Raw genomic sequence first — 13691 nt, forward strand, 5'->3', positions numbered from 1 at the left:
TTGAAACGCACAAAACCCCGCCGCTAGGCGGGGTTTTTCTTTTGGTAGATCCACGCCATGCGTGGATGGATCCCGGGGTCGTGTGGGTTCCCGAATCCCGGAAACGAAAAAACCCGCTTTCGCGGGTTTGATCATCTTGAGTCGTGGTGCCCAGGAGAGGACTCGAACCTCCACGGTTTTACCCGCTAGTACCTGAAACTAGTGCGTCTACCAATTCCGCCACCTGGGCGACTCAGGAGAGGAATTGTGCGGCACGGCAGAGAGTGTGTCAACAACATTTCACACTTTTTTCTGCGGTTGCACGCCCAGGTGGTGCAGCAGGCTGCGCATCGCCGGTGACAGCTGCGCCCACCCGGCGAAACAGGCGCACAGGCGGCGTTGTGCCCACGCATCGGCAAGCGGCACCGCAACGGTATGCGTACTGCGTCGATGCTGGCGCGCGATGCTCCGCGGCACGATGCCGACACCGTTGCCGTGGCCGACCATGATGCAGACACCCTCGAAGGTCTTCATGCGGATGCGCACATCCAGGCGGCGCCCGATGTCGCGGGCCTGGTCTTCGATGTAGATCTGAAGCGCATTGCCATCGGCGAGGGCAACGAAGGTCTCGCCGGCGGCATCGGCGAAGGTCACGCTGCGCAGTGATGCAAACCGGTGATCGGCAGGCAGCAGCATCACCAGCGGATCTTCGGCCACCACATGCTGCTGCAGGCCGGTGGCGTCGACCGCATCACTGATGATGCCGGCCTCGGCCTGGCCAGCGCTGATTGCACGCACGACTTCGGGGCTGGTGCGTTCCAGCAGTTCGACGTGCAGGCGGGGTCGTTCGGCCAACCACGGTGCGAGCCGCGAGGGCAGGTAGCTGGTCAGTGCTGCGGTGTTGGCGTACAGATGCAGGGTGCCGCGCGCCCCCTGCGCGAATGCCTGCAGTTCGCCGCGCAGCTGTGCCTGCTGTTGCAGGATCAGGCGTGCATGGTGGGCGAGGGCGGCGCCGGCTTCAGTCAGGCTGACGCCACGTGGATGCCGGTTCAACAGCAGGATGCCGGCATCGGCTTCGATCGTGCGCAGGCGCTCGCTGGCCGAACCCAGGGCCAGGTTCGCCTGCGTTGCGCCGGCAGTGATGCTCCCCGCCTCGGCGATTGCCAGGAACAGGCGCAGGTCGGCGATGTCCATCCGCATGTGATGCCCTCGTCGCAACGCCCGAGCCTTCGGGTCAGCCGAAGGGTGGGCCGGGAAGACCGCATTGTGCGCCGGGCGACGGCCCGATCCAATGAAGGCATGAATGAATCGATGTACTTCTATGGGTTGCTGGTGGTGGTGTTCGTGCTGGCCGGCGTGGTCAAGGGCGTGACGGGCATGGGGCTGCCGACGGTGGCGATGGGCCTGCTCGGTGGCGCGCTGTCGCCGGTGTCGGCGGCGTCGATGCTGTTCCTCCCGACCTTCGTCACCAATGCGTGGCAGCTGCTGTCCGGGCCGTCACTGGGCCACATCGTGCGGCGCCTGTGGCCGATGATGCTGGCCGTGGTGGTGGTGACGCTGGGTTCGGCAGCGTTGCTGGTACGGGTCGATCGCAGCGGGTCGCGCGTTGCGCTGGGCGTGGCCCTGATGGTCTATGCCGCCTATGCGTTGCTCGCGCCGGTGTTCCGCGTGCCGCAGCGGCGCGAGCGCTGGCTGGGGCCGCTGGTGGGCGCGCTGTCCGGCGTAGTGACCGGCGCCACCGGCGTGTTCGTGATGCCGGCGGTGCCGTACCTGCAATCACTGGGGTTGCAGCGCGAAGAACTGGTGCAGGCGCTCGGGCTGGCGTTCACCGTATCGACGATTGCACTGACCACGGGCCTGGTGCTGCACGGTGCGTTCGGCATCCAGCAGCTGGGCTTGAGTGCACTGGCGGTGGTGCCGGCACTGCTGGGCATGTGGTTGGGGCAGGTGATCCGGCAGCGCATCAGCGCACGGGTGTTTCGGGCGTGCTTCCTTGGCTTCCTGCTGCTGCTCGGCCTGGAGCTGGTGCTGCGGCCGTTGTTCTGATGCCAAATTCCGGGCATGAAAAAACCCGCTTTCGCGGGTCTTTCTCATTCTCGACGTGGTGCCCAGGAGAGGACTCGAACCTCCACGGTTTTACCCGCTAGTACCTGAAACTAGTGCGTCTACCAATTCCGCCACCTGGGCGTCGAGGAGCGAGATTATGGGGTGTTGTTACGGGGGTGTCAACACTTTTTGCTTGCCCGGAGTCGGATCCTGTTTCGCATGCGAAAGGCGCTCTGACCCCATGCAATTCGCCGGGGGTCAGAGCCCTTTCCTTCGGAAACGGATCCGACCCCGCTACCGGATTGCAGGCAAAAAAAATCCCCGCCGAAGCGAGGAGTTTTTTCGTTGGTGCCCAGGAGAGGACTCGAACCTCCACGGTTTTACCCGCTAGTACCTGAAACTAGTGCGTCTACCAATTCCGCCACCTGGGCGTTCCAGAGGCGCAATTGTGAAGATGAATCCGGGAGCTGTCAACGACTTCCTGAAATTATTTCATCCAACGCCTCCAGGGCGGGCGCTGACCCGTTCTGCACGCCGTCAACGGCTACCATGTAGGGCGATGACTACCAAAAAACCAAGCAAGGGCGGGAGCAAGTCCCGCAGCCAAGGCCCCAACAAGGGCCCCAAGGCGGGCGCAGCCCGCACCACCAAGCCGGGCAAGCCACTGCCAGGCTGGTTCCCCGAATTGAATGAAGGCGGTGCGCCGCCACGCGGCCGCAAGGTCCGCACCGCTGATGCGGCAGCACCCGGCCCGGCCCCGCGCCGCAAGCTGCCGCCGACCGGCAAGGTGATCGACGATCCCTATGCCGCCCGCGAAGCCGAGAAATACGAACAGCCCATCGCCAGCCGCGAGGCCATCCTGGCCCTGCTGGAGCGTTGCGAAGGGCCGCAGACCGCCGAGGAACTGGGTGCACGCCTGGGCCTGACCGCACCGGATCGGGCCGAGGCGCTGTCGCGCCGGCTTGGTGCCATGGTCCGCGATGGCCAACTGGTGCAGAACCGCCGCGGCGGTTTCGCCCCGATCCAGACGTTGAACCTGGTCACCGGCGTGGTGATCGCCAACCCGGAAGGGTTCGGTTTCCTGCGTCCGGTCGAGGGCGGCGACGACCTGTTCCTGCCGCCGTATGAAATGCGCAAGGTGATGCACGGCGACAAGGTGCTCGCCCGCGTGACCGGCATCGATCACCGGGGCCGTCGCGAGGGCAGCATTGCGCGCGTGCTCGAACGCGGCATGACCCGCCTGATCGGCCGCTTCAGCATCGAGATGGGCATCAACTACGTGGTGCCCGATGACAAGCGCGTGCAGCGCAACGTGCAGGTGCCGCCGGACCAGACCGGTGGCGCGCGCGACGGCCAGCTGGTGGTCTGCGAACTGACCCAGGCCCCGGACAGCCGCCGCCCGCCGATCGGCCGCATCATCGCCGTGCTGGGCGACAAGCTGACCGCGTCGCTGGTGGTGGAGACCGCCATCCACGGTCACGAGCTGCCGTTCGAGTTCCCGCAGGAGGTGCTGGACGAAGCCGCATCGGTGCCGCTGGTGGTTGAGCCGGCGATGATCGGCGACCGTGTCGACCTGCGCAGCACGCCGCTGGTCACCATCGATGGTGAGGATGCCAAGGACTTCGACGACGCGGTGTACTGCGAGCCAAATGCCGATGGCTTCCGCCTGGTGGTGGCCATTGCCGATGTCTCCAACTACGTGCGCCCCGGTACGCCGCTGGATGAGGAAGCGCAGAAGCGCGCCACCTCGGTGTACTTCCCGGGCTTCGTGGTGCCGATGCTGCCGGAAACGCTGTCCAACGGCATCTGCTCGCTGATGCCGAAAGTCGACCGCATGTGCTTCGTCTGCGACATGCAGATCGACCGCGATGGCCTAGTCACGCATTCGCGCTTCTACGAGGCGGTGATGAATTCGCACGCGCGCCTGACCTACACCCAGGTGTGGAAGGCGGTCGGCGAGGACGATGCCGATACCAAGGCCTGGATGGGCGACCTGCTGCCGCAGGTGCAGCGCCTGCACCAGCTGTACAAGGTGCTGTCCAAGGCACGCGCCAAGCGCGGTGCCATCGAATTCGAAAGCAGCGAAGTGCGCTTCGTGCTGGACAATCGCGGTGAAGTCACCCAGGCCGGCATGCTGGTGCGCAACGACGCGCACAAGCTGATCGAGGAATGCATGATCGCGGCCAACGTGGAGGCGGCGAAATACCTGCTGTCGCGCCATGTGCCGGCGCCGTACCGCATCCACGAGAAGCCGCCGGAAACCAAGTACGCCGACCTGCTGGAATTCCTCAAGGAGTTCAAGCTGAGCCTGCCGCCGTGGTCGAAGGTGCGCCCGGGTGACTACACCAAACTGCTGAAGAAGATCCGCGACCGCCCTGATGCGACGCTGCTGGAGTCGGTGCTGCTGCGCAGCCAGAGCCTGGCGATCTACAGCCCGGAGAATCACGGCCACTTCGGCCTGGCGCTGGAGGCCTACGCGCACTTCACCTCGCCGATCCGTCGCTATCCCGACCTGCTGGTGCACCGCGCGATCAAGCATGCGCTGTCCGGCAAGCCGCTGGACAAGTTCACCTACAACGCCCGCGAGATGGCCGCGCTGGCGCTGCAGTGTTCCGAGCGTGAGCGCCGTGCCGACGAGGCCGAGCGCGAGGTCGACGAGCGTTACCGCGCGGCGTGGATGGAAAAGCACGTGGGCGGCCAGTTCGACGGCGTGATCAGCGGCGTGACCAGCTTCGGCCTGTTCGTGGAACTGGACGAGTCGAAGGTGCAGGGCCTGGTCCACGTGACCCAGCTGCCGCAGGACTATTACAAGTTCGACGCGACCCGCAAGACGCTGACCGGCGAGCGCCGCGGCGGCAGCTACCGGCTGGGCGACCGCGTGCGCATCCTGGTGCTGAAGGCCAGCATGGAAGAGCGCAAGATCGACTTCCGGCTGGTCGAACACAAGGGCGAGGACGAGGGTGACGGGCTGCCGCCGCTGCCTGAGCGGGGCAAGCCGGCCAAGCGGAAGAAAGAGAACTATTGATGACCGTGGTAGTGCCGGCCGCTGGCCGGCATCCATGGCACCCTCGGCACCGACGGGTTGCCGGCCAGCGGCCGGCACCACCAGGAGACATCGCATGCAAGGCCAATCCGAATACAGCGGCGGCTGCCAGTGCGGCGCGATCCGCTTCCACGTGCGTGGCGCGCTGACCGACAGCTCGATCTGCCACTGCCGCATGTGCCAGAAGGCCTTCGGCGCCTACTACGCGCCGCTGGTGTCGGTACGCGGTGTGCAGTTCAGCTGGACCCGCGGCCAGCCGCGCTATTTCCAGTCGTCCAACGTGGTGCGGCGTGGCTTCTGCGCCGACTGCGGCACGCCATTGACCTACGAAGCGCCCGATGGCGTGGCGGTAGCTGCTGGCGCGTTCGACGAACCCGAACGCCTGCCTCCGACGATCCAGTACGGGGTCGAACGCAAGCTGCCCTTCGTCGACAGCCTGGCCAGCCTGGCGGTACGGCGTACCGAGCAGGACATCGCGGCCCTGGACTTCCTGGCCACGATCGTGTCCCACCAGCACCCCGACCACGACACGCCGCACTGGCCACCGCGCAGCCGGTGAGGTTTGTGTAGAGCCGAGCCCATGCTCGGCGGCCTTGAAGCGCGGCCGCCGCCGATGCTCTACCATAGCCACCCCCTTTCCGGTCCCCGCCCGCATGAGCAAGAACAGCCAGTGGATCGTCGGCGTCAACGCCGTCGCCTCCTCCATCGAGAACGACGCCGAGAACGTCCGCGAAGTGCTGGTCGAGGCCGGAGCGAAGAACCCGCGCCTGACCGAGATCGAGGAAAACGCCCGCCGCAAGGGCATCGACGTGCGCAAGGTGAACAGCCAGGCGCTGGACGGTGTGGGCGGCTCGGTGCGCCACCAGGGCGTGGCCGCGCGCTATGCCGCCGCCCGCACCTACAGCGAGAACGAGCTGGAAGGCCTTGTCACTGCGGCCGAGGGCAAGGCGCTGCTGCTGGTGCTGGACGAGGTGCAGGACCCGCACAATCTGGGTGCCTGCCTGCGCTCGGCCGCTGCGGCCGGTGCGACTGCAGTGATCATCCCCAAGGACAAGTCGGCCACGGTCAACGCCACCGTGCGCAAGACCTCGGCCGGCGCCGCCGACCTCATCCCGGTGGTGGCGGTAACCAACCTGTCGCGCTGCCTGAAGGACCTGCAGAAGCAGGGCGTGTGGATCTACGGTCTGGCCGGTGAGGCCACCGCGTCGCTGTACCAGCTGGACCTGAAGGGCAACATCGCGCTGGTGCTGGGCGGCGAGGCCGATGGCCTGCGCCGCCTGACCCGCGAGAACTGCGATGGCCTGGTCAAGATCCCGATGCCGGGCGAGATCGAGAGTCTGAATGTTTCCGTCGCCGCAGGCGTCAGCCTGTTCGAGGCCGTGCGCCAGCGCGGTTGATCCGCCGGCGCGACGTGATCGGGGTCAGATCCCTCTCCGCAGGCGAGGGATCCGACCCCTTTTCCATGTGCCGTGTCGACCAAGGTCGACACCTACCGGTAGTCGCCAACCTTGGTTGGCGCTCTTGCCGCCTCAGCCCGCGCTGCCACCCAGTGCCTTGAACAGGGTCACGTCGTTGTTCAGCTGGCCCTGGCGCACGCGCGCCAGCGACAGCTCGGCATCGCGCCGCGTCTGCTGCGCTTCCAGCCAGGTGCGCAGATCGGTAGCACCCACGCGATAACGCACTTCCTGCGCGCGCTCCACTTCCACCGCTTCCTCGTACGAAGCCTGCGAGGCAGCGACCTGGCGCGCCAGCTGCTCGCGCGCGGACAGGGCGTTGTCCACTTCCGAGAGCGCGGTGTACAGCGTCTTGCGGAAATTGGTCGCGGCGATCTGATAGCTGGTGCCGGCGATATCGGTATCCAGCTGCGCGCGCTGCAGGTTGAGGAATGGCAGCGACAGGCCGGCACCCAGCGTGGCCACCGGATTGCGCAGTACATCGCCCAGCGAGGCCGCACTGGAACCGAGGCTGCCGGTCAGGCTCAGCGCCGGGTAGTACTGGGTGGCGGTGACCCTGATGGTCTTCAGGCTGTTGCGCAGGCGGAGTTCTGCCGCACGCAGGTCGGGGCGGCGGCCGAGCAGGTCGGCCGGCAGCCCCTCGACAATGCGCGGGCTGTGTGCGCCCAGCAGGTCCCGGGGTTCGTCCTGCTGGGGCCAGGGCGTGCCGTCCAGCAGCACGGCCAGTGCGTTGCGCACCTCCACCCGCTGCTGTTCCAGCGCGCTCTGCGAGGCGCGCTGCGATTGCAGGTTCTGCAGCGCCTGGCGCACTTCCAGGCGCGATACCGCACCGGCGTCGAAGCGGGCCTGCACCAGTTCGCGGGTGCGCTCCAGCCGCTCCAGGTTGGCCTGGCCGGTGGCGATCGACTGGTTCAGGTAGGCCAGGTTCCAGTACTGGGTGATGGTGTCGCTGATCACCAGCAGGGCGGTATTCTGCCGGTCTTCCTCGCTGGCTTCGGCTTCCCAGCGGGCGATGTCGCGCTGGGTGCGCAGGCGTCCCCACAGATCCACCTCCCAGCCCAGCGATACGCCGGTGGAGTAGCTGCGGCGCCATTCGTCGGCCTGGTCGGTGGCGCGGCTGGCATTGCCGTTGACGCCCGATGACGAAGGCTGCGGCCACAGCGCGTTGCTGGCCAGGCCGGCCTGCAAGCGCGAACGCTGCACGGCCAGGCCGGCGGCGGCCAGGTCGCTGTTGGCGGCCAGCGCCTGCGCCACCAGGCGGTCCAGGCGCTCGTCGCCGAAGCCGGTCCACCAGGTGTCCTGGCGGATGTCGTGGCCCGGTGTGTCCAGGCTGCTGCGCGGGTCGTCGGCCGGTGCGTTGAGGGTGGCATCGCCACGCCCATACTGGGCCGCCACGTCGGGATCGGCCACCGGAAAGCGGCCGACAGAGGTGCAGCCAGACAGGGCGAGCAGAACGGCACCCGCCAGCAGCCGGCGCGAGGGGGCAGGGAAGGGCAGTCGGGTCATCATCTTCATTCGCGTGCCAGGGCCTCTACCGGGTCGAGCTGCGCGGCGTTGCGCGCGGGCAGGAAGCCGAATGCCACGCCGATCAGGGTCGAGCAGGCGAAGGCGGCAACAATCGAGGCGGTGGAGAACAGCACCTGGAAGTCGCTGGCGAAGCGGCCGATCATCGAGCCCAGCAGCAGGGCCAGGCCGATGCCGAGCACGCCACCGAGCAGGCACACCAGCACCGCTTCGATCAGGAACTGCTGGCGGATATCACTTTGTCGTGCACCGACGGCCATGCGCACCCCGATCTCTCGGGTGCGCTCGGTCACCGACACCAGCATGATGTTCATCACGCCGATGCCGCCGACCAGCAGCGCGATGGCGGCGATGGCGCCGATCAGCAGGGTCATCGTGCGCGTGGTCTGTTCGATGGTGTCGCGGATCTCGGCGCTGTTGCTGAGGAAGAAATCCTCGGTGCCGTGGCGCATCGTCAGCAGGCGGGTGATCGCTTCCTGAGCGGCATCCATCGGTGTGTTGTCGTCCACGCGCACGGTGATGCTGGAGACATGGCTCTGGCCGAGCATGCGCGACATCACCGTGGTGTAGGGCACCCACACGCTGAGGCTGGTGCTGCCACCGAAGCCGAAACTCTGGCGCTTGGCCACGCCGACCACGCGTGCCGGCACGTTGCCGAGCAGGATCACCTGTCCGACCGGGTCGACATCGGGGAAGAACTGGGTCTGGGTGTTCTCGTCGATTACCGCCACCTGGCCCAGGCCCTTGACTGCATCGGCATCGAAGAAGCTGCCACTGAGCAGAGTCACGCCCTTGACCCGGAAGAACTGCTCGCCGACGCCGCTGACCTGCGCAGTGGAAGACTGGTTGCGATAACGCGCGGTGACCGAGGTCGACACGCTGGGGGTGGCGCTGTCCACGTAACTCTGCTTCGCCAGTGCATCGGCATCGCTGGCCTTGAGCGTCTGCACCCGCGCCGAGCGCATGTCGCCAAAACCGCGGCCGGGGTAGACGTCGATGGTATTGGTGCCGAGCGCGCTGATGTTCTGCAGGATCTGCTGCTGCGAGCCGTTGCCCAGGGCCACCACCGAGACCACCGAGGCGATGCCGATGATGATGCCGAGCATGGTCAGGAAGGTGCGCAGGCGATGGGCGTTCATCGCCAGCAGCGCCATGCGGAACGCTTCGGTGAAGCGGTCGCGGGCCGCCCGCCAGCTGTTGCCGTGGGTGACGCCGGTACTGGCTTCGCGCTGGGCGCGGTAACTCGGCGCATCCGGATTGGCGCGGTCGGCAATGATCTCGCCATCGCGGATCTCGATGATGCGCTGTGCGTGCTGGGCCACGCTCATGTCGTGGGTGACGATGATGATGGTGTGGCCTTCGGCATGCAGTTCGCCGAGGATCGCCATCACTTCCTCACCGGATTTCGTATCCAGCGCGCCTGTTGGTTCGTCGGCCAGGATCACCTCGCCGCCGTTCATCAGGGCGCGTGCGATCGACACGCGCTGCTGCTGGCCACCGGAAAGCTGGCCTGGCTTGTGATGCATGCGGTCGCCCAGCCCCAGCCGCCGCAGCAGTTGCTCGGCACGCGCGTTGCGCACCGGCCCGGGACTGCCGGCATACACGGCCGACACTTCCACATTGCCGCGCGCGTCGAGGTCGCCGAGCAGGTGGTAGCGCTGGAAGATGAAACCAAAATGCTCGCGGCGCAGTTCGGCCAGTTCGTCCGGCTCCATCTTTCCGGTTTCGCGGCCGGCCACCTGGTAGCTGCCGCGGGTGGGACGGTCGAGGCAGCCGAGGATGTTCATCAGCGTCGACTTGCCCGAGCCGGACTGGCCGACGATGGCGACCATCTCGCCGGCGTGGATGTCGAGGTTCACGTCGCGCAGTACGGCGATCACATCGTCGCCGGCAGGGAATTCACGTCGCAGGTCGCGCAGGCGCAGCAGCGGCGCCGTCGTGCTCATCGGCGCCCCATGCCCGGGCCGCCCACCCGCATCTGCATGCCGCCGCGGTTGCCGCCGCCGGCGCTTGCACCGGCCGCAGCGGCTTCGCCGACCACCACGCGCTCGCCTTCCTTCAGGCCGGACAGGATCTCGGCCGAGGCGCCGTTGTTGATGCCCACGGTGACCTTGCGCGGCTGCGGTTGGCCCTCGTCGTCCAGCACCCGCACCATCCGCTCATCGCCACGGCGCTTCGGCCCCAGTGCCACCGCCGGCACCATCAGCACGCCCTTGGCCTGCTTGAGCAGCACCGAGACCTGCGCGGTCATGTCGATGCGCAGCGTGCCGTCCGGGTTTTCCACATCAAACAGCGCGTTGTAGTAGACCGCACTGCTGGAACTGGAACTGGACGAACTGCTGGAGCTGGAGGAGCTTTCGTTGGCGATCGAGGCCGGCGCCGGATTGATCTGGCGCAGCGTGGCGTGATACTTGCGGTCCGGGTCGCCCAGGGTGGTGAAGTACACCGGCATGCCGGGCTTGATCTTGACCACGTCGGCCTCGGAGATCTCGGCATTGACGGTGACCACGTCCAGCCGCGCCAGCATGACGATGGTCGGTGCGGTCTGGTTGGCGTTCACGGTACGGCCTTCCTCGGCCACCACCGCGACCACGGTGCCGTCCATCGGCGCGGTGATGCGGGTGTAGGCCAGGTTGGCGCGGGCGGTGCCCAGCTCGGTTTCGCGGCCCTTGATCTGCGCCTCGTAGGACTGCAGCTGGGCGCGGGCAGTCTTCAGCTGTGCTTCGGCGGCATCGTATTCCTGGCGCGAGGTGGCCTCGGCGGCCAGCATCTGCTGCTGGCGCGCGAACTCCAGTTCGGCCTGGCGCAGGGTGGCTTGCTGCACCGCGCGCTGGGCGATGACCTGGTCCAGCGAGGCCTGCGCGTTGAGCACCTGGTTCTGCTGGGTGGTGGCATCGATCTCGGCGATCAGGTCGCCTTCCTTCACGGTGTCGCCCAGCTGTACCTTCAGCGATTTGATCTGGCCCGAGGCCTGCGCGCCGACGCTGACCAGCTTGTAGGCGTCGATCACGCCAGTGGCATCCACCGTTTGTTCGATGTCACCGCGGCTGACCGGCGAGGTTGCCACCGCCGGGGCGGCGGGCTTGCGCAGCAGCCACCAGGCGGTCGCGGCGACGATCAGGGCGAGCAGGGCGATCAGCATCAGGCGACTCCGGCGGGTCGCTGGCAGCAGGCGGAACGTCACGTCGTGGCTTCACTCTCGAGGCCGCGAGGGCGGCGTTGGTGGGCATTGTGAAGACCGGGCGATGGACGGCTCAATCCTCGGGGTATGTCTGTATGTAACACTGTCGGTGAACAGGCGTAACCACAGGTATCCCGCCCGCGGGTGGATACACTGGTACGCATTGCCCCGGATGCGGTTCAGCTGCCGACACGGGATGATCGCGACATGGAGACTGAAAACCCGATGCATCGACTGCTGATCGTCGACGACGACAACGACATCCGCACGCTGCTGGCCGAGCAGCTCGGCCGCGCCGGCTACCAGGTGAGCACTGCGGCCGATGGCACCGCCATGCGCCAGCTGCTGGACCGCGAGCACGTGGACCTGATCGTGCTGGACCTCAACCTGCCGCGCGAGGATGGTCTGACCCTGTGCCGTGACCTGCGTGCGCGTTCGAACACGCCGGTGATCATGCTGACCGCGCGCGCCGAGCCGATCGACCGCGTGCTGGGCCTGGAAATGGGCGCCGACGACTACCTGGCCAAGCCGTTCGAGCCGCGCGAGCTGCTGGCGCGCATCCGCAACGTGCTGCGCCGGACCGAGGCGCTGCCGGCCAACCTGGAACCGCTGGCGGTACGCCGCGCGCGTTTCTCGCGCTGGGTATTCGACCTGGAGCATCGCCACCTGGTCGATCCGGATGGCCGCGTGGTGGTGCTGTCCGGCGCCGAGTTCCGCCTGCTGCGGGTGTTCATCGCCCACGCCAACAAGGTGCTGTCGCGCGAGCAGCTGGTCGCGCTCAGCAGTGGCCGCAACTACGAGGCTCAGGACCGCGCGATCGACCTGCAGGTCAGCCGCCTGCGCAACAAGCTGGGCGACGATGGTGGCCCGGATGGACTGATCAAGACCGTGCGCAACGAAGGCTACGTGCTGGCCTCGTCGGTCAACCTGGAATAGACCGCGATGAAGCGCCTGCGCCATTTCCTGTCCTCGATGGTCGGGCGGTTGTTCGTGATCCTGCTGCTGGGCATGGCGGTGGCTGCGATCGGCGCGACCATGCTGGCCACCTCCAAGCGCCAGCAGGAGTTCGAGCGGCAGAACCTGAACCGCATCGCCGACCGCCTGCAGGGCTATGTCAACCTGCTGGACGGCAATCCGGAGCTGCGCGAGCGCCTGCTGGCGATCGGCGGGCCGAGCGTGCGCGCGCTGCAGCCGGGCGCACGCCTGGGGCGTGCCGACACGGCGCTGATGGAAGTGCTGGAAGACCGCCCCGGGCCGGTGTCGCGCGCGCACGTGCACTTCGCTTCGTTCCGCTCCTGCATTCCCAAACTGCAGGAGCTGCTGCCGCCGCCGCCGCCGGGCCACCGGCGGCCGCCGCGCGAACGCGACCCCGCGTTCATCCCGCCCAAATGCCGTGCAGTGGACGTGACCCTCAACGACGGCACGCTGCTGAAGCTGGCGCTGGACTCGCCGGCGGTGGCGCACAACGGCATCCTCGCCGTGGACCCATGGTTCCTGACCCTGCTGGTGCTGGCGATTGCCGTGCTGGCCTATATCGTCGCGCGCATGGCCAGCGCGCCGCTGCAGGAACTGGCCGCAGCCGCAGAAGACCTTGGCGATGACCTGCAGCGCGACCCGTTGCCACTGCGCGGGCCGCGCGAAGTGCAGCGTGCCGCCGAAGCCTTCAACGCCATGCAGCATCGCCTGCAGCGGCACCTGGCCGAACGCACGCAGATGCTGGCGGCGATCACCCACGACCTGCAGACGCCGCTGACACGGCTGCGCCTGCGCCTGGAGAATGTCAGCGACGAGGCCCTGCGTGAGCGCCTGATCGGCGACCTGGCGGCGATGCAGGCGCTGGTGCGCGAGGGCCTGGAACTGGCGCGCAGCGCCGAGAGTGCCGAGCAGCGCGCCGCACTGGACCTGGATTCGCTGCTGGAGAGCATTGTCGAGGACGCCGCCGAAGGCGGCGGTGATGTGGTCTTCGAAGGGGGCAGTGGTTCGGTGCTGATGCTGCGTCCGTTGGCCATGCACCGGCTGTTCTCCAACCTGGTGGACAACGCGGTGATGTACGCGCAGCGGGCACGGGTGCGGGTTGAGCGGAGCGGCGGTGCAATTACCGTGGTGGTGGCCGATGACGGCCCGGGCCTGGCCGAAGAGCAGCTGGAGGCGGTGTTCGATCCGTTCGTGCGGGTGGAGACCTCGCGTTCGCGCGAAACCGGCGGGGCCGGCCTGGGCCTTACCATCGCGCGCGCCCTGGCCGAGAAGGACGGCGCCCGGCTGTGGCTGCGCAACCGGGCCGAAGGTGGCCTGGAGGCGGTGGTGCAGTGGCCTGCCAGTGCCCAGGTGGTGGCGCCCGGCCGCGCCGGCTGAGTCGGTGCGCTGCGGACGGTGACGCCGGGGCCGGGGTTTGGCCTATCATCTGCGCATCTCCCCAGTCTCCCCCCGATGAGCCAGCCCGTTCCTGCCGGCATGCCATTGCACG

Annotated in this window: 10 protein-coding genes and 3 tRNA genes; 6 read left to right on the plus strand and 7 right to left on the minus strand. The window is 67.4% G+C overall.

The annotated features are described in order from the left end of the window. Positions 1-144: 144 nt before the first annotated feature. Positions 145-229: transfer RNA gene (locus ACM0PY_RS06995), tRNA-Leu, on the minus strand. A 50-nt stretch (positions 230-279) separates the two neighbouring features. Continuing rightward, on the minus strand, positions 280-1179 hold the full coding sequence (locus ACM0PY_RS07000) for a LysR family transcriptional regulator (protein ID WP_180886493.1): 900 nt from the start codon (positions 1177-1179) through the stop codon (positions 280-282). 99 nt (positions 1180-1278) lie between these two features. Between ACM0PY_RS07000 and ACM0PY_RS07005 the strand changes: the two genes are divergently transcribed. Next, the gene (locus ACM0PY_RS07005; RefSeq protein WP_134971347.1) at positions 1279-2025 is read left to right on the plus strand and encodes a sulfite exporter TauE/SafE family protein; all 747 of its coding nucleotides are present in this window, start codon (positions 1279-1281) and stop codon (positions 2023-2025) included. Between the two features lie 56 nt (positions 2026-2081). Here the strand turns inward: ACM0PY_RS07005 and ACM0PY_RS07010 are convergent. After that, a tRNA-Leu gene (locus ACM0PY_RS07010) sits at positions 2082-2166 on the minus strand. Between the two features lie 205 nt (positions 2167-2371). Further along, positions 2372-2456, minus strand: a tRNA-Leu gene (locus ACM0PY_RS07015). A 128-nt stretch (positions 2457-2584) separates the two neighbouring features. On the opposite strand from ACM0PY_RS07015, the gene rnr reads away from it, so the two are divergent. The 3 genes from rnr to rlmB all read left to right on the plus strand — a co-directional run bounded on the left by rnr (position 2585) and on the right by rlmB (position 6465). Continuing rightward, positions 2585-5050 carry a ribonuclease R gene (rnr, locus tag ACM0PY_RS07020; RefSeq protein ID WP_134972480.1) on the plus strand — a complete coding sequence of 822 codons (2466 nt, stop codon included), beginning with the start codon at positions 2585-2587 and terminating at the stop codon, positions 5048-5050. Positions 5051-5144: 94 nt separating this feature from the next. Next, a complete protein-coding gene (locus tag ACM0PY_RS07025; RefSeq protein ID WP_134972479.1) occupies positions 5145-5627 on the plus strand; it encodes a GFA family protein in 483 nt (160 codons plus the stop codon). Positions 5628-5721: 94 nt separating this feature from the next. Further along, on the plus strand, positions 5722-6465 hold the full coding sequence (gene rlmB, locus ACM0PY_RS07030) for a 23S rRNA (guanosine(2251)-2'-O)-methyltransferase RlmB (RefSeq protein WP_005408775.1): 744 nt from the start codon (positions 5722-5724) through the stop codon (positions 6463-6465). A 132-nt stretch (positions 6466-6597) separates the two neighbouring features. Here rlmB and ACM0PY_RS07035 read toward each other — a convergent pair whose 3' ends face one another. Genes ACM0PY_RS07035 through ACM0PY_RS07045 form a run of 3 tightly spaced genes read right to left on the minus strand, consistent with a single transcriptional unit; the run spans position 6598 to position 11230 of the window. Beyond that, positions 6598-8037: an efflux transporter outer membrane subunit gene (locus ACM0PY_RS07035; RefSeq protein ID WP_180885196.1), complete on the minus strand. Its 1440-nt coding sequence runs from the start codon at positions 8035-8037 to the stop codon at positions 6598-6600. Then, entirely contained in the window at positions 8034-9992 is a 1959-nt protein-coding gene (locus ACM0PY_RS07040) for a MacB family efflux pump subunit (RefSeq protein WP_180885198.1), read from the minus strand. The genes ACM0PY_RS07035 and ACM0PY_RS07040 overlap by 4 nt, the downstream gene beginning before the upstream one ends. Continuing rightward, positions 9989-11230 (minus strand): efflux RND transporter periplasmic adaptor subunit, encoded by a 1242-nt coding sequence (locus ACM0PY_RS07045; RefSeq protein WP_180885200.1) that lies wholly within the window; start codon positions 11228-11230, stop codon positions 9989-9991. Before ACM0PY_RS07045 ends, ACM0PY_RS07040 begins: the two co-directional genes overlap by 4 nt. A 204-nt stretch (positions 11231-11434) precedes the next feature. Between ACM0PY_RS07045 and ACM0PY_RS07050 the strand changes: the two genes are divergently transcribed. Together ACM0PY_RS07050 and ACM0PY_RS07055 are read left to right on the plus strand one after the other, a co-directional pair. Further along, positions 11435-12163 carry a response regulator gene (locus ACM0PY_RS07050; protein ID WP_005415886.1) on the plus strand — a complete coding sequence of 243 codons (729 nt, stop codon included), beginning with the start codon at positions 11435-11437 and terminating at the stop codon, positions 12161-12163. Positions 12164-12169: 6 nt separating this feature from the next. After that, entirely contained in the window at positions 12170-13579 is a 1410-nt protein-coding gene (locus ACM0PY_RS07055) for an ATP-binding protein (protein WP_053499929.1), read from the plus strand. Positions 13580-13691 lie beyond the last annotated feature (112 nt).

The sequence above is a fragment of the Stenotrophomonas sp. BR163 genome (assembly GCF_047520985.2).
Lineage (GTDB): Bacteria > Pseudomonadota > Gammaproteobacteria > Xanthomonadales > Xanthomonadaceae > Stenotrophomonas > Stenotrophomonas sepilia.

What these genes read in the sequence shown, in the direction of transcription:
- ACM0PY_RS07000 (WP_180886493.1), bottom strand. Translation starts at nt 1,179, where the DNA reads ATGCGGATGGACATCGCCGACCTGCGCCTGTTCCTGGCAATCGCCGAG.
- ACM0PY_RS07005 (WP_134971347.1), top strand. Translation starts at nt 1,279, where the DNA reads ATGAATGAATCGATGTACTTCTATGGGTTGCTGGTGGTGGTGTTCGTG.
- rnr (WP_134972480.1), top strand. Translation starts at nt 2,585, where the DNA reads ATGACTACCAAAAAACCAAGCAAGGGCGGGAGCAAGTCCCGCAGCCAA.
- ACM0PY_RS07025 (WP_134972479.1), top strand. Translation starts at nt 5,145, where the DNA reads ATGCAAGGCCAATCCGAATACAGCGGCGGCTGCCAGTGCGGCGCGATC.
- rlmB (WP_005408775.1), top strand. Translation starts at nt 5,722, where the DNA reads ATGAGCAAGAACAGCCAGTGGATCGTCGGCGTCAACGCCGTCGCCTCC.
- ACM0PY_RS07035 (WP_180885196.1), bottom strand. Translation starts at nt 8,037, where the DNA reads ATGAAGATGATGACCCGACTGCCCTTCCCTGCCCCCTCGCGCCGGCTG.
- ACM0PY_RS07040 (WP_180885198.1), bottom strand. Translation starts at nt 9,992, where the DNA reads ATGAGCACGACGGCGCCGCTGCTGCGCCTGCGCGACCTGCGACGTGAA.
- ACM0PY_RS07050 (WP_005415886.1), top strand. Translation starts at nt 11,435, where the DNA reads ATGGAGACTGAAAACCCGATGCATCGACTGCTGATCGTCGACGACGAC.
- ACM0PY_RS07055 (WP_053499929.1), top strand. Translation starts at nt 12,170, where the DNA reads ATGAAGCGCCTGCGCCATTTCCTGTCCTCGATGGTCGGGCGGTTGTTC.